Raw genomic sequence first — 18,551 nt, 5'->3', positions numbered from 1 at the left:
GCGCTGTCGTGACAGCTATGAACGCAGTCGCAGGCAGTCGCTGATCGCGCGCACCGCGCCCTCCGCGTCGTCCACCGTCACGGTGAACCGACGACCGTTCCCCAGGTCCACCACCACACCCGGCCCCCGGCGCACCACGACCGCCGTGCCCATCTCCGGACGCCAGCGGTACCCCCAGCCGCCCCAATGGCGCGGGCTCACCAGCGGCGCCAGATGCGCGCCACTCACCTGGTCCAGCGGGATCCGGCGGCGCGGCAGCCCCATATGCCCGCAGCGCACCTCCAACGCGTCCCGGTCCACCCTGACCCGCACATGCGTGAACGCGATCGTCCCGAACAGCACCAGCAGTCCTACCGCGATGCAGCCCACCACCGACATCACCAGCGGCGCCAGGCTCGAGGCATACATCCCGTCCTCGACCGCCAACACGATCCCCAACGCCACACAGGCCGCCCCGGCAGCCGCCGGCAGCCACTGCATGCGGTTCCGGGCCTGCCCGGTCCACACCTCAGGAGGGCGCGCGTCACTACGGTGCGCATCCGTCATGTTGTGCAGAGTACCCGCCTACCGGCGGGTCGGCAGCGGTATCGACGCCAGTATCCGGGCCTCCGCGTACGTCATCGCGTGCTCGGGCAGCCCGGCCGGGCGCCCGCTCAGGATCACCGTGAGTCCGCCGCTCCGCTCCGCTTCCGGCGCGGGTCCGGCCCCGATACGACGCAGCGCCTGCGCCGCGACCGCCTCGGCGGAGCCGTACAGCACGGCCCCGGGTGTTACGGCGGCGCGGATGCGCTCCGCGACCAGCTCGTAGTGGGTGCACCCCAGGACGATGGCCGCAACATCACGCGGAGTCAGCGCCGCCGCAGCGGCGACCGCCGAGTCAATGGCCGCTTCGTCCGCGCTGTCCACTGCGGCCGCCAGGCCTGGGCACGGCACCTCGGTAACGGTCGCACCGTCGGCGAACTGCCGGATGAGCCCCCGCTGGTACGCGCTCCCTGTTGTGGCGGGGGTCGCCCAGATCGCGACACTCCCGCCGGACGCCGCCGCGGGCTTGATCGCCGGCACCGTGCCGATCACCGGTACGGCCGGCTCCAGCGCGGCCCGCAGTGCGGGCAGTGCGTGCACCGACGCCGTATTGCACGCCACGACCAGCGCGTCCGGCCCGTGTTCGGCCGCTGCCTTCGCACAGGCCAGCGCACGGGCCGTGACATCCTCCGGCGTGCGCGGGCCCCACGGCATCCCGTCCGGGTCCGACGACAGCACCAGATCCGCGTCCGGGCGCAGTCCACGCAGTGCGGCCGCTGCCGCGAGCAAGCCGATACCGGAGTCCACGAGCGCGATCTTCACCCCGCCACCCTACCGGTGCCGGTATCCGCGCCTGCGGCGCGGGAGCCTCCCGCCTGGCCGCCCGTAACCCACGACCACGAAGTGGCCTCAGCCCCGACGCGACCCAACGGCCCGGGTCAGCCAACTCGTCGACCGCCGGGGCCGGCCGGGCCGCAGTTACGGCAGACTGCCCCGCGTGAGCGTACTGACGTGGATCACGGGAACGTCGCTGCTGGCCTGGGCCTGGCTGCTGCTCTGCCAGGGCTTTTTCTGGCGCACCGACGTGCGCCTGCCGGAGCGGGCGGAGCCGCAGGCCTGGCCGGCCGTCGCGGTGGTCGTGCCGGCACGGGACGAGGCGGAGGTGCTGCCGGTGAGCCTTCCGTCGGTGCTGGCGCAGGCGTACCCGGGGCGGGCGGAGGTGTTCCTGGTGGATGACGGGAGCACGGACGGTACGGGAGACGTGGCGCGGGCGCTGGCGGCGGCACACGGTGGGCTCCCGCTGACAGTGACATCGCCGGGCGCGCCGCCGCCGGGCTGGACGGGGAAGCTGTGGGCCGTGCGGCACGGCATCGCCCTCGCGGGTGAACGCATGAACGCGGAGTTCCTGTTGCTGACGGACGCGGATATCGCGCACGGTCCGGAGTCGCTGCGCGAGCTGGTGGCGGCGGCCGGGGGACTCGATCTGGTGTCGCAGATGGCGCGGCTGCGCGTCGTGACGGGCTGGGAGCGATTGATCGTCCCGGCGTTCGTGTATTTCTTCGCGCAGCTGTATCCGTTCCGGTGGATCAGCGGCGGCGGCCGGACGGCGGCGGCCGCGGGCGGCTGCGTGCTGGTCCGGCGTACGGCCGTGGAGCGGGCCGGCGTGCCCGAGGCGATCCGGCACGCGGTCATCGACGATGTGGCGCTGGCGCGCGCGGTGAAGAGCGGCGGCGGCCGGATCTGGCTGGGGCTGGCGGATCGGGTGGACAGCGTGCGCCCGTATCCAGGACTGGCGGAGCTGTGGCGGATGGTATCGCGCAGCGCTTACGCGCAGCTGCGGCACAATCCGCTCCTGCTCACGGCGACGGTGGTGGGGCTGGGGCTCGTCTATCTGGTGCCGCCGGTCGCTGCCGTGGGCGGGGCAATCGCCGGCGCGGGGTGGGTGTGCGGACTGGGGGCCGCCGCCTGGGCCGTGATGACGGGCACATATGTGCCGATGTTGCGGTACTACGGGCAGCCGCTGTGGCTGGCGCCTTTGCTGCCGTTCACCGCGGCGTTGTACCTGCTGATGACGGTCGACTCCGCGGTCCAGCACTACCGGGGACGGGGCGCCGCGTGGAAGGGCCGCACCTACACCCGCCCGGACGCCTCCGCGTAGACCGCGGCGAGCCGCGCGCCGACGGCGGACGGTCCGTAGCGCCGCCTGGTGCGCTCGGCCAGGGCCGCCCGGGAGTGTCGCGGGAGCCCGGCGGCGGCCTCCACCAGGGCCAGCGCGAAGGCGTGCGGGTCGGCGGGCGGTACGAGGATGCCGGCGTCGTGGCCGACGAGATCGGGCAGGGCGCCGGTGCGGGTGCCGACGACCTGGGTGCCGCAGGAGAGGGCGTCGAGGGCGGGGATGCAGAAGTTGCCGCCGGCGCCGGGAGCGGCGAAGAGGTCGGCGTGGGCGAGTTCGTGGATGGTTTCGGGCCGGGAGCGGGCGGGGGTGAGGACAGTGGCTGCCGCGATGCCCAGTTGACGTATCCGGGACTGGACCGAAGGCAGTTCGGAACTGTCGCGGATGATCTGGAGCCGTAATCGGGGATCCTTGGCGTGTGCGACCGCGAAGGCGGGGGCGAGCACGTCCCAGTCCTCGGTTATGGCGACGCGCACCGGGTCCTGGTGGATCCGGGCCCGGGCGGGGACGGGTGGCAGCGCGGCGGGGTCGACGGGGTGAGGGACGAGGCGGTGGCGGCCGGGCAGGCCGAGTTCGCCGACTCGGGCGAGCAGGGAGTCGCTGACGGTCATGACAGCGGCGGCGTGGCGGTACAGACGGGCGGTGCGGCGCTGTGCGAGGCATCCCGGGTCGTCCTCGGAGAGGACGTATGGGATGCGGGTCGTCCGGGAGAGCCACGGGAGGTCCGGGCGCGCGCCGGGTGAGTGGGCGTGCAGGACATCGATGCGGCCGCATTCGGCAGCTTCGAACCGTAGGACACCTTCGACACGGCCGGCTGTGATCCGGTCGGCGACGGGGCCACCGCCGGTGAGCACCGCCACCTGGTAGAGGTGCGGTTGATCGGGGTCGCGGCCGGCGTGGGGCAGCACGGGGAGAGGTGGCAGGGTCAGGGCGGGTACGGCCACGATCTCGACCACATCGGCGGCCGTGGCTGCGGCCCGGCACCAGTCCCAGGGCCGCCGCGGTCCTGCGGGGCCGTACAGCATGGCGACGCGCATGGGCCACTGTGGCATGCGCGTCCGCGCTTCAGGACCTGTTCCAGGAGCTGTTGGCTGTACTCGGCACTACTTGCGGCCGGGTGTCCAGTTCATACCCCACCCATAGGCGTAGTCGACGGTCCGCTGCGGGCTGACGCCTCGCTGCGGCACCAGATAACGCGCCTCGCGCTGGACAACTAGGTCACCGCTCTGGTTGGTGATGAGGGCGAGAGCGCAGACATTGGACGGCACGGTGCATTCGTCGAGGGAGAAGTCGACCGGCGCGCCGTGTTGCGGCCATAGCGTGACGGTGGCGTTGAGGCCGGCGAAGCTGCTGGCGCCCTCGTAGATGGTGACGAAGATCAGGATGCGCCGGAAGGCGTCCTTGTGGTCGAGGTTGATGGTGAGGTTCTCGCCGCTGGTGGTCTCACCAGTGCGGTCGTCAGCGTCCAGGTGGATGTACGGGGCCCGGTGGAGGGAGCCGAAGGAGTTGCCGAGCGCCTGGATGACGCCTTTGCTGCCGTCGGTGAGTTCGAAGAGGGCGCACAGGTCGAGATCGAGCCGGGAGGCGACGGCCCTGCGCAGCCATCCTGTGGCCGGCTTGAGCGTCTCCCAGTTGAGGTTGACCCTCATCGTCCCGGAGGTCCCGCCCTGTTTGGTGAGCGAGACGGACGGCGATTGCTTCGTAAGGGTGACTTTTGTCAACCGGACGGGTTCGGCGGAAGGGGGTGGTGCCGGCGTGGGAGTGTCATCGACGGTGATACCGAAGTCCGTGGCGAGGCCGCCGAGCCCGGTCTCGTACCCCTGGCCGACGGCACGGAACTTCCAGCCGTCCTGCCGGCGGTAGAGCTCGCCGAGGACGAAGGCGGTCTCCACGGTCGCGTCCGAGCTGTCGAAGCGGGCGATCTCCGCGCCCCCGGCCGCGTCGAGGACCCGGATGTTCAGGCCGGGCACCTGGCCGAAGCCGCCGTCCGCGGACGCGGCCAGCACGATGGTGTCGATGGCGGGCTCCACGCGGCCGAGGTCCACGGCAAGGGTGTCGGTCACCGTGCCCGCGGTGGCCCGCTTGCCTTCGTGGCGGACAGCGCCGGAGGCATGCGCCGGCTGGTTGTAAAAGACGAAATCAGCGTCGGACCGGACCTTGCCGTTGACCAGGAGGAGGGCCGAGGCGTCGGCGTCGGGCACGCCCGGACCGGCACGCCAACCGAGCTCGACCCGCACGGCAGACGCGGCGACCGGAAGGTTCGCACCCTTGCGCATAGTCATGTCAGACCCCTTCGCCTGATGACCAACGTAATGGAGATCGCGCCCTTTACACGATCGAAACGGCTCGGGGCGACCGTTTTTCGATGATTCGCTCGGATTGGCGATCGAGCGTCACTCACTGCACATCAAACAACCCACTGATCGGTCTCCCCAACGACCACATCGTGGGCTTAACTTATGGTCTATGACCACCCCCCGCGGTACGTACAGCGGTGGCTACTACACGTCACCGTTCTTCCCCGACACCCCGATCTACGACAGTCTCGTCGCAGAGCGAGGCACCCCGCAGATCGCACCGATCCGCGTTCCTGCCGCCTACGACACCGGCAGCAACCTCCCGGCCCTGCCTTCAGCGCTGCCCGCACTGCCCCCCGGACCGTCCGCGCAGACGCCGGCCCAGGGTGCGTACTCCGGCTACCAGCAGAACGGCTACCAGCAGCAGCCCGCCCAGTTGCAGCAGGCCCCGGCCCCGTACATCCCCCAGCAGACGGCGGCGCCGCGCGGCGGGTACAACGGCGGGTACAACGGCAACCCAGGCGGCGGCTACCCGGCGCAGCAGCCCCCAAACCAGTATCAGGGCCCGGCTGGATACGAGGCGGCCCGCCCGCAGCCGCCGCGTCCCGCGGCGCCGCGCCCGGCCGCTCCCGCCGGATACGGCGAAGAGCCGTACCAGCGGCGCAATCTCGGACAGGGGTACTACCAGGGCTGATCCGGCAAAGGCCAACGAGGGTGGCACCATTGCGGCATGATCACGCCCCACCTCAGCTCGCTCCACATATATCCGGTTAAATCGGTCCACGGTCAGACGTGCCATGAGGCGATCGTCGAGCCGTGGGGGCTCTCCGGGGACCGCCGGTGGATGCTGGTCGACAGGTCGGGACGGTTCATCACCCAGCGGGAGCAGCCCCGGCTGGCGCTGGTGGCCGCTGAGCCGCTCGCGGAGGGCGGGCTGCGGCTCACCGCGCCCGAATGCCCGGAGCTGGTGGTCGGCGTGCCCGTGTCGGGGATCGCCGCACCGGTGACGGTGTGGAAGGACAAGGTCGAGGCCGTGCCGGCAGGGGCGGAGGCGGCGGCCTGGTTCAGCGCCTATCTGGGCAGTGCCGCAGGCCTGGTGCACCTGGACGACCCGGCGCGCCGCCGCCCTGTCGACCCCGAGTTCGGGAGACCTGGCGAGACCGTCAGCTTCGCTGACGGTTTTCCGCTGCTCCTTACGGCGACCGCGTCACTCCATGCTCTCAACTCCCTGATCGCGCGGGGCGATCATGCCCAAGAGGGCCCGGTGCCCATGGACCGGTTCCGGCCCAATGCCGTCATCGTCGGCACCGAGCCGTGGGCCGAGGACAGCTGGCGCCGGATCCGTATCGGCGAGGTCATCTTCCGAGTGGCCAAGCCCTGCGGCCGGTGCGTCGTCACCACCACCGACCAGCACACCGCCGAGCGCGGCAAGGAACCGCTCCGTACGCTTGCCCGCCACCGGCGCTCCGGCAACCAGGTGCTCTTCGGGCAGAACCTCATTCCCGAACATCGCGGAACCCTGCGCGTCGGCGACCCGTTGCACATTCTGGAGTAAGAGGCCGCTTCTGGAGTAGGAGGCCGCGCGAGTCAGCGTCCGGGCGCAGCAACGCCGCCCAGTAATTTGCTCGGCTTCCAAGCCCACCGTGCAACAGGTTCCCGCGCGCGCCCGAAGTGACATCCCTCTCGATACCTCTGCCCACTGCGCGCACGGGCCTGCCGTGTGCGGTACTTGGACGGTGAAGGGAGTGCGGCCGATGCGACGGACCGTACGACGACGGATGCGGCTGCGGTCGCGCCTGTGGCGGTGGCGGCGCAATCCGCTGCGCCGCCGGTCGGATCTCGCCGAGGCGTGGGCCGGGTTGCTGGCGGCGGTGGTCATCGCCGTCGGAGCCCCCGCCGCCGGCTGGGCGACCGGCGCCGCCGTGAACGGTGCGCTGCAGCAGACGGTGCGGGCTCAGCGCGCCGAACGTGCCTATCTGCCCGCAGTGGTGCTGAAGGCCGGCCCGCGCGAGGTCACCGGCACCGACCCCGAGTCGGGAACCCTACGCGAGGAAGGGCGCGCCGCCACCGCTCGCTGGACCGGACCGGACGGCAAGCAGCACAGCGGCACGGTTCGCATAGCCGTAGACCAGGGCAAGGGCGACCGGATTTACGTCTGGACCGATCCGCACGGCAACGCCACCACTCCCCCGCTGGACGCGGCGACCGCCACCGCTCACGCGGCGATGGCCGGTCTCGGCACCGCGCTGCTCGCGCTGGTGCTGGGCACCATCAGCCGCCAGACGCTCATGTGGCAGCTGATGCGGAGGCGGCTCGCGGAGTGGGAGCGCGAGTGGGCCGCCGCGGGCCAGGACTGGGGCCGGGCAGACGCGGGAGGATGAGGACTCTGCGGACGCCTCGGGCCAATTGCCGCAACCCGCAGGTGATCCGGGTCCGTCCTGGTGCTGGCGCCCGTCCCGCGCACGCTACCGTGGACCACCTGGTCGGCCGAACGCAAGAGGATGGGGCAGAGCATCCCAATGGCACAGGGCGTGGTTCAGGTGACGCACACCAGCAGCTCGCGGTGGCGCCGCCGCACTGGAGAGTATGAAACGCTCGTCGCCGCTCTCGAAGCGGCCGGTGACGGGGACGTGCTCTCGATCAACCCGGGCACCTACCGGGAGAACCTCGTCGTCCAGCGGGCCATAACGCTCAGAGGCGCAGACGGCCCCGGCTCGGTGCGGATCGCCCCTTCGGGCGGCGTCGCGCTGACCGTGCGAGCGTCCGCGACCGTACAGGATCTGTCCATCGAGGGCCAGGACACCTCGGCGGCGGCGCTCCTCATCGAGGGCTCGGCGCCCGAGCTGACCGGGCTGCGGGTCAGTACCCGTTCGGCGGTCGGCATAGAGGTGCGCGACAACGCCCGGCCCACCGTCCGGCGCTGCACCGTCGACAATCCGGCAGGGCTCGGCATCAGCGTCCTGGAATCCTCCGGCGGCCTGTTCGAGGACTGCGAGGTGGTGGCCGCCGGCCAGACCGGCGTCTCCGTGCGCGGCGGTGCCTCGCCCCGGCTGGAGCGCGTACGTATCCACAACACCTCGGGAGCGGGCCTGTCGCTGAGCGACGAGGGCACCGTCGCGGAGGCTATCGGCTGCGAGATCTACGAGGTCAAGGGCACCGGTGTACAGGTCGCATCGCGGGCGGTCGGGCATCTCACCGACTGCCAGGTGCACCGCACCACCGGCGACGGCATCACCCTGGACACGGACGCCGTGCTGTCCCTGTCGGACTGCGACATCCACGACATTCCCGAGAACGGAATCGACCTGCGCTCACGGTCGGTGCTGACCCTCACCCGTTCCACCGTGCGCCGTTTCGGGCGCAACGGCCTGTCGGTGTGGGACCCGGGCACCCGTGTGGACGCCAACCAGTGCGAGATCCACGACAGTACGGGCGACTACCCCGCGGTCTGGGTCAGTGACGGCGCTGCCGCCATACTGGACGCCTGCCGGGTACGCGATGTGCCCGATGCCCTCTTCGTCCTGGACCGCGGCTCGCGCGCCGACGTCGTCGACAGTGACTTCACCCAGGTCCGGAACACCGCCGTCTCGGTCAGCGACGGCGCCATCGTCCAGCTCGACGACTGCCGGATCCGCGAGGCTGCCACCGGCGCCTGGTTCCGCGACCACGGCAGCGGTGGCACCCTGGCCTCCTGCACCATCGATGACGTCTCGACCGGCGTCATCGTCACCAAGGGCGCCGACCCGGCCATCGAGCGGTGCACCGTCACCAACCCCGGCGAGGCCGGTTTCTACGTCTCCGCCGAGGGCCGCGGCACCTTCAGCGGCTGCCGGGTCACCGGCAGCCGCGGCTATGGCTTCCACATCATCGACGGCTGCCGCTCCACCCTGACCCGCTGCCGCACCGAACGCTGCTCGCGCGGCGGTTACGAGTTCGCCGAGCCCGGCCCCGTGACGGAGGACTGCACCGGGGACACCAGTGCCGAACACCGCCCGGCCGCGCCCGTGACCGCCCGGCAGACCGCCTCCACACCGGCGTACGGGCTGCTGGGCGGCGTACCGGAGCAGCGCCCCGCCACGCAACCGGCCGCCCCGGACGATCCGGCCGTCCGGCCGTCGAACGACGTGCTCGCCGAGTTGGACGCCCTTGTCGGCCTGGGCAGCGTCAAGCTCGAGGTCCGCGCCCTCATCGACCTCATCGCCGTCGGCAAACGCCGCCAGCAGGCAGGCCTCAAGGCCCCCTCGCTCCGTCGCCACCTGGTCTTCACCGGCTCCCCCGGCACCGGCAAGACGACCGTCGCGCGCCTGTACGGTGAGATTCTGGCCGCGCTCGGCGTGTTGGAGCGTGGCCATCTCGTCGAGGTCGCGCGTGTGGACCTCGTCGGCGAGCACATCGGATCGACCGCGATCCGCACCCAGGAGGCGTTCGACCGGGCGCGGGGCGGTGTGCTCTTCATCGACGAGGCCTACTCGCTCGCGCCCGAGGACGGGTCACGTGACTTCGGCCGCGAGGCGATCGACACCCTGGTGAAGCTCATGGAGGACCACCGCGACGCGGTCGTCGTCATTGTCGCCGGCTATACCGCCGAGATGGAACGCTTCCTCTCCGTCAACCCCGGCGTCGCCTCCCGTTTCTCACGCACCATCACCTTCGGCGACTACACGCCCGAGGAACTGCTGCACATCGTCCGCTCCCAGGCCGAGGAGCACGAGTACCAGCTCGCCGACGAAACCGGCGAAGCGCTGCTCAAATACTTCACCGCCATCCCCAAGGGTCCGGCCTTCGGTAACGGCCGCACCGCCCGGCTGACCTTCGAGGCCATGGTCGAACGCCACGCCGGCCGACTTGCCCATGTCACCGAGCCCAGCCACGACGAACTCCAGCTGCTCTATCCCGAAGACCTGCCCGCGCTGTCCTGAAGCGGCAGCCCGGAGGGGGCGCGCTCCTGCGTGAGACGTACGAGCAGCATCGTGCGTTCGACGGCGAAGGCCGGATCCGCCTGGTAGTCGAAATGCGTCAGGATCGGCGCGGGCAGCGGGTAGGCGGGTGTCCGGCCGTAAGCGGCCGGATCCTTGAGTGGCGGACAGTCGACATCCGGGCCCCCTCCGCAGATGCGGACCGGTCCGCCGATCGGGTCCGTACGCCGCCACAGGTTGCGCCAGGCCCGCAGCTCGCCATGGAGCTGTCGGAGCTGCGCGGGCCCGAAGTACGCCGGGAACCAGCGCCCGTACAGCCGTTCCAGGGGCGATCCGTACGTCAGCAGCGCGATCCGGTCGCGCGTCGCCGGATCCAGCTGCCAGGCGGCCGCGGCGGCGAGCACAGTGCCCTGTGAGTGGCCGGACAGGATGATCCGGCCACTGGGATACTGCGCGGTCCAGGTGGTCATCCGCCAGGTGAGGTCCGGCACGGCCCGCTCCGCGTAACAGGGCGGCGCGAACGGGTGCGCTGCCCGCGGCCAGAAGGTTCCGATGTCCCAGAGGATGCCTACCGTGCGACGTGCGCCCGCGCTGCGGTACGCCCGGCGGCCCAGCGCGACCATCGCGACGACGCTGGCTCCGACCAGCCACGATCCCATGCCCTGCGCCGCCTCGGCTCCCGCGTGCAGGACTCCCGGCCACTGCGTGGTCGCCTCGCCCGGCACCCTGCCGCTCGCCCAGGCGCCGGCCAGTGCGCCTGCGCCCAGCAGGACCGCGGCCACCGCGGTGACCCCGACGAGCAGCGGCGCACTGTCGGTGAGCCCCGCCCGCGCCTGCGCGCCCGCGATCTGCCGCGTACGCTCCGGGTGGAGCGACTCACCCGGGTACTGCGCCGGAACGCTGCCCTCCAACTCCTTGGTCCGCTGCCACAGCCGCCGGCCCTCGGCGACCGCGACGACGATCACCACCGCGATCACCAGCGGAATCGTCGACGCCTGCCACGACAGCAGCACCGGCGGCCCGGCAACCCCATTACCCCCGCTCCCCGGCGTCGACCCCCGGTCCAGCCAGTCCGCGACGCGCTGCGCCATACCGCCGGTCAGAATGCCGCCGAGCCCGCACGCGAGCACGGCCACAGCGGGGCCGCCGAGGCCGTGCAGGGCGATCCGTCGCATGGCGGCCATCCCGTCGTCGGCGCGGCCACGGCCGCCGGACCGTTCAGCCCGTACCTGCGTCCGGTGCATCAGTACCGCCGTCACCCCCAGGGCCACGACCAGGGCGCCCTGCAGAAGCGTCAGCCAGCAGAATGCCGTGCTGGGCGGCAGATGACCCTGCGCCCGCCACCCCGGCCGGTGCCAGGACACATATGCGCCGGTCGCCATCAGCGCCGTCACCGAGCCGCCCAGCAGAAAACGGACCAGCGTACGATCCAGCTCGTGGTCCAGCTTGTCCTCGCTCCGTCCCGCGCTCCATGTCACGGCTACGGCCGCTCCCGCCAGCGCCGCCAGCAGCGTCACCAGTGCCCATCCCATCGCGGCCAGCCGGGGGCCACTGTGCTGGTCCCGCGTCAGCGCGGGCACCAGCACCATCACCGACACCGTCAGCAGCCCCGCTGCGGTGTGCGCCGCCCGCAGCCGGGCGACCGCCCGGCGGCCGTACCAGAAGCCCGCCCCGGCCAGCGGCGGCGCGTCCGGGGCCGCCCGCTGGTCACGCTCGATGGGCGCCTGGGACTCGTAGGCGTACCACGTGCGGTGCGACAGCCACCACAGCAGCATCGTGAGCCCTAATGGCACCCACGCCGCGATGGCGAGCCGCTGCCCCGGCTCGCGCCCGGCGAGCCAGCCGAGCCAGCTCTTGTCGGCGATGCAGGTCATCTGGCCCGCACACTGCCAGGCCACGAGGTCGACCGCGACCTCGGACACGGCGGCGACCAGCAGCACCGTGAGGCTGAGGGCAATGATCCGCACCAATATGTCGTACGTCCGCCGCAGCCCGGGCGTGTCGGCCGCCGGCCGCATCCAGTAGGCCAGGTTTGCCACCATGAAGGGAAGAAGCAGCAGCCACAGCGCCCTGCTCCCGTCCCCGGAGGTGAGATTGGACCAGCTGAACGCGTCGGGCACCGGCTTGCCGTGGTACGCCCCCGGGCGCTGCTCCGCGTCCACATCGTCCGTGCGGCGGTAAATGCCCGCTGTGTAGTCGCCGCAGAGCCGTGTGATGCGGGGATCGTTCAGCATGATCTGCGGCGTCGTGCCGCCGACTCCATGGACCAGCAATTCCAGCGACAGCGGCGCCTGCCCCGCTCCCGGCTGGGTAGGTGGAATGTCGCGTGCCATTTCCGACCGCATGGCGATCGCCTCCCCGTACTTTCCCCGTTGTGGCGCGTTGGCGGCGCGCATATTCAGGATCCGCGACCAACTCTGACCGCGCAGCCCCTCTTCACGAAGATTCCCGAAGGAGCACACAACCGTGATGTGTCCGTCGCCTGTGTGACGGCTCGCCATGCCATGGAAGGATGGTCATCGGCCAGCAACCGGCAGCAGCGACAGACAGGACCCCGGGTGAGCGACAACCAGAATCTCCTCGCGGAGCAGCGGCGCGCCCTCATCCTCGACGAGATCCGCCGCCGCGGCGGCGTCCGTGTCAACGAGCTCACCCGCCGCCTCAACGTCTCCGACATGACCGTCCGCCGTGATCTGGACGCCCTCGCCCGGCAGGGTGTGGTCGAAAAGGTCCACGGCGGCGCCGTCCCTGTCGTCCAGGCCAGCAGCCACGAGCCCGGCTTCGAGGCGAAGTCGGGCCTCGAACCGGGTGCCAAGGAAGCCATCGCGCGGGCTGCGGCCAAGCTCGTCACCCCCGGCAGCGCCCTCGCTCTGTCCGGCGGCACCACGACCTACGCGCTCGCGCAGCGGCTGCTCGACGTCCCGGACCTCACCGTCGTCACCAATTCGGTCCGCGTCGCCGATGTCTTCCACAGCGCCTCGCGCCACCCCGGCCCCTCCGGGCGCGAGGGCGCGGCGACAGTGGTACTGACGGGCGGTGTGCGGACCCCCTCCGACTCTCTCGTCGGGCCGGTCGCCGACCGGGCCATCAGCACCCTCCACTTCGATCTGCTCTTCCTCGGCGTACACGGCATCTCCGTCGAGGCGGGCCTGTCGACCCCGAATCTCGCCGAAGCTGAAACGAACCGGCAGTTCGTCCGGTCCGCCCGGCGGGTGATTGTGATCGCCGACCACACCAAGTGGGGCACCGTCGGCCTGAGCTCCTTCGCTTCCCTGGAGGATGTCGACACCCTGGTGACCGATGCCGGCATCCCCGAAGTCCTCCGCGAGGAAATCGCCGAGCATCTCTCCAGCCTCGTCGTCGCCGACACCTCCGGGCCGGACACCTGACGACACTCTCGGTCAAAGGCGGTCACAAATTGATCGAACGAGTGGAGAAAAAATCCGCCTGCGGCTTCCTACGTCTCCATTCGCGGCAACTTCGACTCGGACAACCCAAACTGATACAAGAACAGCCGCACCGCCATCACCGAAGGGAATCTCGCCTGATGGGCACCCAGCAAGAAAAGGACGAGCTGTACGCGCTCGACATCTCCAACGTCGAGTGGCTCAGCGCCCCCGACAGCCACACCGAGGACCGCGTCGAGATCGCGTACCTCCCCGGCGGCGGCGTGGCCATGCGTTCCGCAGCCGACCCCGGCACGGTGCTGCGCTACACCAAGGCCGAATGGGACGCCTTTGTGCTCGGCGCCCGGGACGGCGAGTTCGACCTGTAATCAGCGTCGCGGGGGTACAGCCGGTCGGCCGGGGCCGGCGCCGGCCGACCGGCTGTACCCCCGCGACGTCAACCACGCACCCGCGAGCCGTCCACCCCGAGCGCGCCTGCCAGAGCCGGATGTTCCCGACCCGGATCGATCGTCGTAACCGTGTACTTCGCGACGCCTGCCACGACGAACGGGTCTTCGGCAGCGATCCGCCCGATGGCGCCGCGGTCGACGCCGCAGGCCACAATGGCACCACCCTCAGCCGGAGGCACCGTCTGCCCGGACACCAGGAACGTCCCGTCGCGGTGATGGCGTTCCAGGAAGCCGACATGCGCGGCAACGAATGGTTCGGCCTCCTCTTCCGAGGCCGTGTAGCGCAGAAACAGCAGGTGCAGCATCCCGTGCTCCTCAGCTCTCAGCGCGGCCGTTGTCAGTGGCCCCCTCTAACGTCGGAGATGTTGAGAAGCAGTCGCTCATCCTGAGGGGGACCGTGTCATGCCCGACGCCACCACGTACCTCGAACTGTCCGAAGACAGCGGGGGATCGCACAAATTCTACGAGGTGGGCGTCACCGGCAACGCGGTGACGATCTCGTACGGACGGATCGGCGAGCAGGGTCAGGTGCGCACAGCGACCTATGCCGACTCGGCGAAGGCCTCTGCCGCCGCAGCCCGGAAGATAGGGGAGAAGATCCGTAAGGGGTACGCACCCGCAGTGCTCGGGGTACGGCGGCGCAGGCCCGTTACTCGTCGGCAGATCGTCAGCACTCGGTCGACGGCGAGTCAGGCGCCCGTGCTGTGGCGGTTCGCCTCCGGGGCACCGGCATTCGGGTCTTCGTGGGCGAGGAGCACGCGTGGGTGGGGAACGGGAAGGGTGATGTCTACGCGCTGACGCATGAGGGACGGATCACCGGGCGCTTCGGACTGCCGGACGGGGTGAAGTGCATCGTGGCCGACGACTTCTGGGATCTACGCGGGCTGCGACGACGGGCGCGTCTACGACCTCAGCGGAAAGATCCCGCACGTGGCGTACGAGATCGCCGGCGATGCCGACATTTACTGGCTCGACATCGCCGACGGTGTGCTCGGCGTCTCCGACCGGCAGGGCGGGATCACCACCGTCGACCACGAGGACGAGTTCCAGTGGTCCAGGCGCAGCAGCGGCGACGGGGCATGGATGGTGCGCTGCTCGGACGAGGGTGTGTTCCGCGGGCACTCACGCGGCGTTACGCACTACGGGGCTCGCAGCGGCAACCAACTGTGGCACACCGGTACGGACGGAGTTGTGCTTTTCGGCTGGCAGAAGCCCGGCGAGGTGTTCGCCGGCACAAGCCGGGGGTGGGTGTACCGGCTGGCGAAAGCCGACGGGGCGGAGCAGGCCCGCTATCGGTGCGATGCCTCCGTGTTCTCCTGTGCGACGTCGCCCGACGGCCGCTACGTGTTCGCCGGCGACAACCACTCCTCGGTCTACTGTTTCGCCGCCGACGGCACCCGGTTGTGGAAGCTCGGCACCGGCTGCGGTTCGGCCTTCTCCATGCAATACCGTGATGAACGGCTCTATATCGTCAGCACCGACGGCTCCCCGGCCTGCATCGATGCCAGCGAGACGGCGGTGCGCGAGGCCCAGCAGGGCCTGCTTCCGCAGCGCAGCGACATCAAGGCCGACCACTGGCAGCGGGTCGAGCCCGGCACCCAGGTGGAGTCGGTCACCGAGGTGTCGGTGACCGACGGCAGCGGCGTGATCGTGGAGTGCGTACAAGAGGCAGGCCGGCTCCGGGTGCATGTGGTCCCGCCGGGCTTTGACCCGCACCGCCGGGTGCAGTTCCCCAAAGACATACGGGTGCCTGGCGGTCGCTATCTGGTGACGGAGGTCCGGTCCTCCGTCAACGGCGGTTTCTACCGCGCGCGAGGCGAGATCCGGCGGCTGGTGTAGCAGCCGGACCATCTCACTCGAGCACCGAGCACCGGCTCTGACCCGGACAGCCCGTGCCGACGAGCGCGCCGTGCGGCTCTTGCGCCGCCGCTGATGTGTCGGGCCCCGGCAAGCCACGCAAAGGTGGATTCTCAGTACGGTGCGTGGTAGTGCGCGAAAGTGCGACCGATCAATCATCTGGGTGCACCACCCCTGAAGCCCGCCTGCATCGGAGGAGCTACACACCATGCCGACCGGTATGCCACCCAAGGAGACCCCCTCTCCCTCCTCCGCGCCAGGATCGCGCACGTCCCTGGAGATCGCCTCCCAGCCCGAGTGCTGGCGGCAGGCCGCCAAGGCTGCCCCGCAGTATGCCCCCGCCCTGCCGCGCCGCGGCGAACGCGTCGCCGTCGTCGGCTGCGGCACCTCTTGGTTCATGGCCCAGTCCTAGGCGGCGCTGCGCGAGCAGGGCGGCCATGGCGAGACCGACGCCTTCGCCGCCTCCCAGTTTCCGCCCGGGCGCAGTTGCGACCGGATCGTGGCCATCACTCGCTCGGGCACGACCACCGAAGTACTGGACCTGCTCGGCCGGCTGCGCGGCACCGTCGCCACCACCACGCTGACCGCCGTCCCGGCGGCGCCCGTCGCACAGACCGCCGACTCGGTGGTTGGCTTGGAGTTCGCTGACGAGGAATCGGTGGTGCAGACCCGTTTCGCGACTACCGCGCTCGGCCTGCTTCGCGCACATCTGGAGGCCGAAGGCGCCCTGCCCGAGAACGTGCGCACCCTGGCCAAGGCGGCCGACGACACTGCCCGCGCCCTGGCCGAGCCGCTGCCCGCCCGGCTCATCGCCGCTGAGCAGGTGACCTTCCTCGGCACTGGCTGGACCTATGGTCTGGCCCAGGAGGCCGCGTTGAAGATGCGCGAGGCCGCGATCGCCTGGACGGAGGCCTACCCTGCCATGGAATACCGTCACGGCCCCGTCAGCATCACCGGGCCCGGCCGGGCGGTCTGGATGTTCGGCACCCTCCCGGACGGCCTCACCGAGGAGGTGGCCAGGACCGGCGGCACCCTTGTCGCGGATTCCCCGGAGGGAGCCGGCCCACTCGATCCGATGGCCGATCTGGTGCGCGCCCAGCGTCTCGCGGTGGCCGTCGCGGAATCCCATGGCCTCGATCCCGACCGACCGCGCCACCTCAGCCGCTCCGTGGTCCTGTGACCGCGGGCCTTCTCCGGGTCGCGCCGCCGATCAGCGGGGCCAGGTGCCGGTGGCGAGAAAGCGGTCGATGGTGGTGGCGTACGGGGTGATGTCCAGGCCCTGTCCGGCAAGCCAGGCGTCGGAGTAGTACTTGTCGAGGTAGCGGTCACCGGGGTCGCAGATGAGGGTGACGATGCTGCCGTTCTCACCGGCGCCCACCATTTCGGCGATGATTTTGAAGGCGCTCCACAGGCCGGTGCCTGTGGAGCCGCCCGCCTTGCGGCCTATGGCGTTCTCCAGCGCGCGTACGGCGGCGATGCTCGCGGCGTCGGGAACCTTCATCATCCGGTCGATGGCGCCGGTTACAAAGCTCGGCTCCATACGGGGGCGGCCGATGCCTTCGATGCGAGAACCGCGGTCGCACGAGACGCCCTTGTCGCCGCTGACCCAGCCGTCGAAGAAGCAGGAGTTCTCCGGGTCGGCGACGCAGACCCGTGTGTCGGCCTGCAAATAGTGAACATAGCGGGCGATGGTGGCCGAGGTTCCGCCGGTGCCGGCGGTGGCGACGATCCAGGCCGGGTCGGGATACCGCTCCAGCTTCAGCTGCTGGAACATCGATTCGGCGATGTTGTTGTTGCCGCGCCAGTCGGTAGCACGTTCAGCGTAGGTGAATTGGTCCATGTAGTGGCCGCCGGTCTCCGCCGCGAGACGGGCGGAAACGTCGTAAACCGTCCGCGGGTCGTCCACCAGAAGGCACTCTCCGCCGTGGAACTCGATCAGTCGCTGCTTCTCGTAGCTGGTCGTGCGCGGGATCACCGCGACGAAGGGGACGCCAATGAGATCGGCGAAGTAGGCCTCGGAGACTGCGGTGGAACCGCTGGAGGCCTCGATGACGGGCCGGCCGGGGCGGATCCAGCCGTTGCAGAGGCCGTAGAGGAAGAGTGAACGGGCGAGCCGGTGCTTGAGGCTGCCGGTCGGGTGGGTGGACTCGTCCTTCAGGTACAGGTCGATTCCCCAGAGCTCCGGGAGGGGAAACCGCAGGAGATGCGTGTCGGCCGAGCGATTGGCGTCAGCCTGGACGCGGCGGACGGCTTCTTTGAGCCACGTGCGGTAGCCGGGGTCGGTGCGGTCCACATCGAGGGTAGCCGTTGCCGCTCCCGTACAGTTGACGCCTTCTGCCCGGTCCATGGTGATCCTCCCGCTCGCGCCCGCCCCCCGGATGGTGCGCCGGGACCATGGCCGATCATAGGCAGGCTGGGGCATGGCCACCGCCAGGGCCCTGGTGCGAGGGCAGCGGAGCGGGCACACTGCGGAGCAGTCGACGAAGGCGGTGCATCGTGTCTGAGCCGGAGTTCAGCGCGACCGGGGTACGGATCGGGCGGCGGCTTCGGTCGCTGACCCTTGGCGGCCAAGTGCTGATCAGGGATGGGCGGCTGGTGCTGCTGACCAGCCGGGGCCGGGAGATCGACAGCGCCCCGGTGGAGGATGTGCACACCCTGGCCCCGCGCTTCGCTGTACGGCGGCGGGCGCTCGCGACGGTCAATGGCACGGGCTATCTTCTGACGCTGCGCCGCCAGGGCGCGGCCTCGGCGGCGCGGTTCGTGGATGCGCTGCGCACCGCACGCGAAGGGGTCGGCCGGCCCTGATTCCGCTGTGCCCCTGGCCCGGGAGTTGCGGATCCAGGCCATTGGGGTGACTCTGAAGTGGCTTCATGGAGTACCAAAGCGGTCACTCTCAGCAATCTCGCACAGACATTCCCATTGGTGCGGTC

General features: G+C 70.5%; 15 protein-coding genes and 2 pseudogenes. 10 read left to right on the top strand and 7 right to left on the bottom strand.

The window, feature by feature from the left end:
* Positions 1-15 precede the first annotated feature (15 nt).
* Positions 16-546 carry a hypothetical protein gene (locus tag FCI23_RS25995; RefSeq protein WP_136726356.1) on the bottom strand — a complete coding sequence of 177 codons (531 nt, stop codon included), beginning with the start codon at positions 544-546 and terminating at the stop codon, positions 16-18.
* Between the two features lie 18 nt (positions 547-564).
* The gene (locus FCI23_RS25990) at positions 565-1,344 is read right to left on the bottom strand and encodes a glutamate racemase (RefSeq protein ID WP_136726355.1); all 780 of its coding nucleotides are present in this window, start codon (positions 1,342-1,344) and stop codon (positions 565-567) included.
* A 175-nt stretch (positions 1,345-1,519) separates the two neighbouring features.
* On the opposite strand from FCI23_RS25990, the gene FCI23_RS25985 reads away from it, so the two are divergent.
* Complete coding sequence (locus FCI23_RS25985; protein WP_211265477.1) at positions 1,520-2,680, top strand: glycosyltransferase; 1,161 nt, start codon at positions 1,520-1,522, stop codon at positions 2,678-2,680.
* Here the strand turns inward: FCI23_RS25985 and FCI23_RS25980 are convergent.
* Positions 2,653-3,732 carry a glycosyltransferase gene (locus FCI23_RS25980; RefSeq protein ID WP_169316942.1) on the bottom strand — a complete coding sequence of 360 codons (1,080 nt, stop codon included), beginning with the start codon at positions 3,730-3,732 and terminating at the stop codon, positions 2,653-2,655. The genes FCI23_RS25985 and FCI23_RS25980 overlap by 28 nt on opposite strands.
* A 66-nt stretch (positions 3,733-3,798) precedes the next feature.
* Positions 3,799-4,971 (bottom strand): TerD family protein, encoded by a 1,173-nt coding sequence (locus FCI23_RS25975; protein WP_136726409.1) that lies wholly within the window; start codon positions 4,969-4,971, stop codon positions 3,799-3,801.
* A 190-nt stretch (positions 4,972-5,161) separates the two neighbouring features.
* Here FCI23_RS25975 and FCI23_RS25970 point away from each other — a divergent pair, with 190 nt between their 5' ends.
* From FCI23_RS25970 to FCI23_RS25955, 4 genes are all read left to right on the top strand, one after another.
* A complete protein-coding gene (locus tag FCI23_RS25970; RefSeq protein ID WP_136726352.1) occupies positions 5,162-5,686 on the top strand; it encodes a DUF6643 family protein in 525 nt (174 codons plus the stop codon).
* 36 nt (positions 5,687-5,722) lie between these two features.
* Positions 5,723-6,547, top strand: a complete 825-nt coding sequence (locus FCI23_RS25965) for an MOSC domain-containing protein (RefSeq protein ID WP_136726351.1) — start codon at positions 5,723-5,725, stop codon at positions 6,545-6,547.
* 199 nt (positions 6,548-6,746) lie between these two features.
* Positions 6,747-7,373: an Rv1733c family protein gene (locus FCI23_RS25960; protein ID WP_246143993.1), complete on the top strand. Its 627-nt coding sequence runs from the start codon at positions 6,747-6,749 to the stop codon at positions 7,371-7,373.
* A 138-nt stretch (positions 7,374-7,511) separates the two neighbouring features.
* The gene (locus tag FCI23_RS25955) at positions 7,512-9,911 is read left to right on the top strand and encodes a right-handed parallel beta-helix repeat-containing protein (protein ID WP_136726350.1); all 2,400 of its coding nucleotides are present in this window, start codon (positions 7,512-7,514) and stop codon (positions 9,909-9,911) included.
* On the opposite strand, the gene FCI23_RS25950 is transcribed toward FCI23_RS25955, so the two are convergent.
* Entirely contained in the window at positions 9,881-12,241 is a 2,361-nt protein-coding gene (locus tag FCI23_RS25950) for an alpha/beta hydrolase family protein (protein ID WP_136726349.1), read from the bottom strand. The genes FCI23_RS25955 and FCI23_RS25950 overlap by 31 nt on opposite strands.
* Positions 12,242-12,466: 225 nt before the next feature.
* Here FCI23_RS25950 and FCI23_RS25945 point away from each other — a divergent pair, with 225 nt between their 5' ends.
* On the top strand, positions 12,467-13,297 hold the full coding sequence (locus FCI23_RS25945; protein WP_136726348.1) for a DeoR/GlpR family DNA-binding transcription regulator: 831 nt from the start codon (positions 12,467-12,469) through the stop codon (positions 13,295-13,297).
* 158 nt (positions 13,298-13,455) lie between these two features.
* Positions 13,456-13,683 (top strand): DUF397 domain-containing protein, encoded by a 228-nt coding sequence (locus tag FCI23_RS25940; RefSeq protein ID WP_136726347.1) that lies wholly within the window; start codon positions 13,456-13,458, stop codon positions 13,681-13,683.
* A gap of 68 nt (positions 13,684-13,751) precedes the next feature.
* On the opposite strand, the gene FCI23_RS25935 is transcribed toward FCI23_RS25940, so the two are convergent.
* Complete coding sequence (locus tag FCI23_RS25935; RefSeq protein ID WP_136726346.1) at positions 13,752-14,069, bottom strand: YciI family protein; 318 nt, start codon at positions 14,067-14,069, stop codon at positions 13,752-13,754.
* A 97-nt stretch (positions 14,070-14,166) separates the two neighbouring features.
* Between FCI23_RS25935 and FCI23_RS25930 the strand changes: the two are divergent.
* Both FCI23_RS25930 and FCI23_RS25925 read left to right on the top strand, forming a co-directional pair.
* Positions 14,167-15,603 (top strand): annotated as a pseudogene (locus FCI23_RS25930) (WGR domain-containing protein).
* A 238-nt stretch (positions 15,604-15,841) separates the two neighbouring features.
* Positions 15,842-16,801: pseudogene (locus tag FCI23_RS25925) on the top strand (SIS domain-containing protein).
* Between the two features lie 30 nt (positions 16,802-16,831).
* On the opposite strand, the gene FCI23_RS25920 reads toward FCI23_RS25925, so the two are convergent.
* Entirely contained in the window at positions 16,832-17,968 is a 1,137-nt protein-coding gene (locus tag FCI23_RS25920; protein ID WP_136726345.1) for a PLP-dependent cysteine synthase family protein, read from the bottom strand.
* Between the two features lie 149 nt (positions 17,969-18,117).
* Between FCI23_RS25920 and FCI23_RS25915 the strand changes: the two genes are divergently transcribed.
* On the top strand, positions 18,118-18,426 hold the full coding sequence (locus FCI23_RS25915; protein ID WP_136726344.1) for a hypothetical protein: 309 nt from the start codon (positions 18,118-18,120) through the stop codon (positions 18,424-18,426).
* The last annotated feature ends 125 nt before the right edge of the window (positions 18,427-18,551 follow it).

It is taken from the genome of Actinacidiphila oryziradicis, from assembly GCF_005047355.1.
GTDB classification, from domain to species: domain Bacteria; phylum Actinomycetota; class Actinomycetes; order Streptomycetales; family Streptomycetaceae; genus Actinacidiphila; species Actinacidiphila oryziradicis.
This window is presented reverse-complemented; position numbering and strand designations above follow the sequence as displayed.

Coding starts and splice junctions, on each gene's coding strand:
- FCI23_RS25995 (WP_136726356.1), bottom strand. CDS start 546: ATGACGGATGCGCACCGTAGTGACGCGCGCCCTCCTGAGGTGTGGACC.
- FCI23_RS25980 (WP_169316942.1), bottom strand. CDS start 3,732: ATGCGCGTCGCCATGCTGTACGGCCCCGCAGGACCGCGGCGGCCCTGG.
- FCI23_RS25975 (WP_136726409.1), bottom strand. CDS start 4,971: ATGCGCAAGGGTGCGAACCTTCCGGTCGCCGCGTCTGCCGTGCGGGTC.
- FCI23_RS25970 (WP_136726352.1), top strand. CDS start 5,162: ATGACCACCCCCCGCGGTACGTACAGCGGTGGCTACTACACGTCACCG.
- FCI23_RS25965 (WP_136726351.1), top strand. CDS start 5,723: ATGATCACGCCCCACCTCAGCTCGCTCCACATATATCCGGTTAAATCG.
- FCI23_RS25960 (WP_246143993.1), top strand. CDS start 6,747: ATGCGACGGACCGTACGACGACGGATGCGGCTGCGGTCGCGCCTGTGG.
- FCI23_RS25955 (WP_136726350.1), top strand. CDS start 7,512: ATGGCACAGGGCGTGGTTCAGGTGACGCACACCAGCAGCTCGCGGTGG.
- FCI23_RS25950 (WP_136726349.1), bottom strand. CDS start 12,241: ATGGCACGCGACATTCCACCTACCCAGCCGGGAGCGGGGCAGGCGCCG.
- FCI23_RS25940 (WP_136726347.1), top strand. CDS start 13,456: ATGGGCACCCAGCAAGAAAAGGACGAGCTGTACGCGCTCGACATCTCC.
- FCI23_RS25935 (WP_136726346.1), bottom strand. CDS start 14,069: ATGCTGCACCTGCTGTTTCTGCGCTACACGGCCTCGGAAGAGGAGGCC.
- FCI23_RS25920 (WP_136726345.1), bottom strand. CDS start 17,968: ATGGACCGGGCAGAAGGCGTCAACTGTACGGGAGCGGCAACGGCTACC.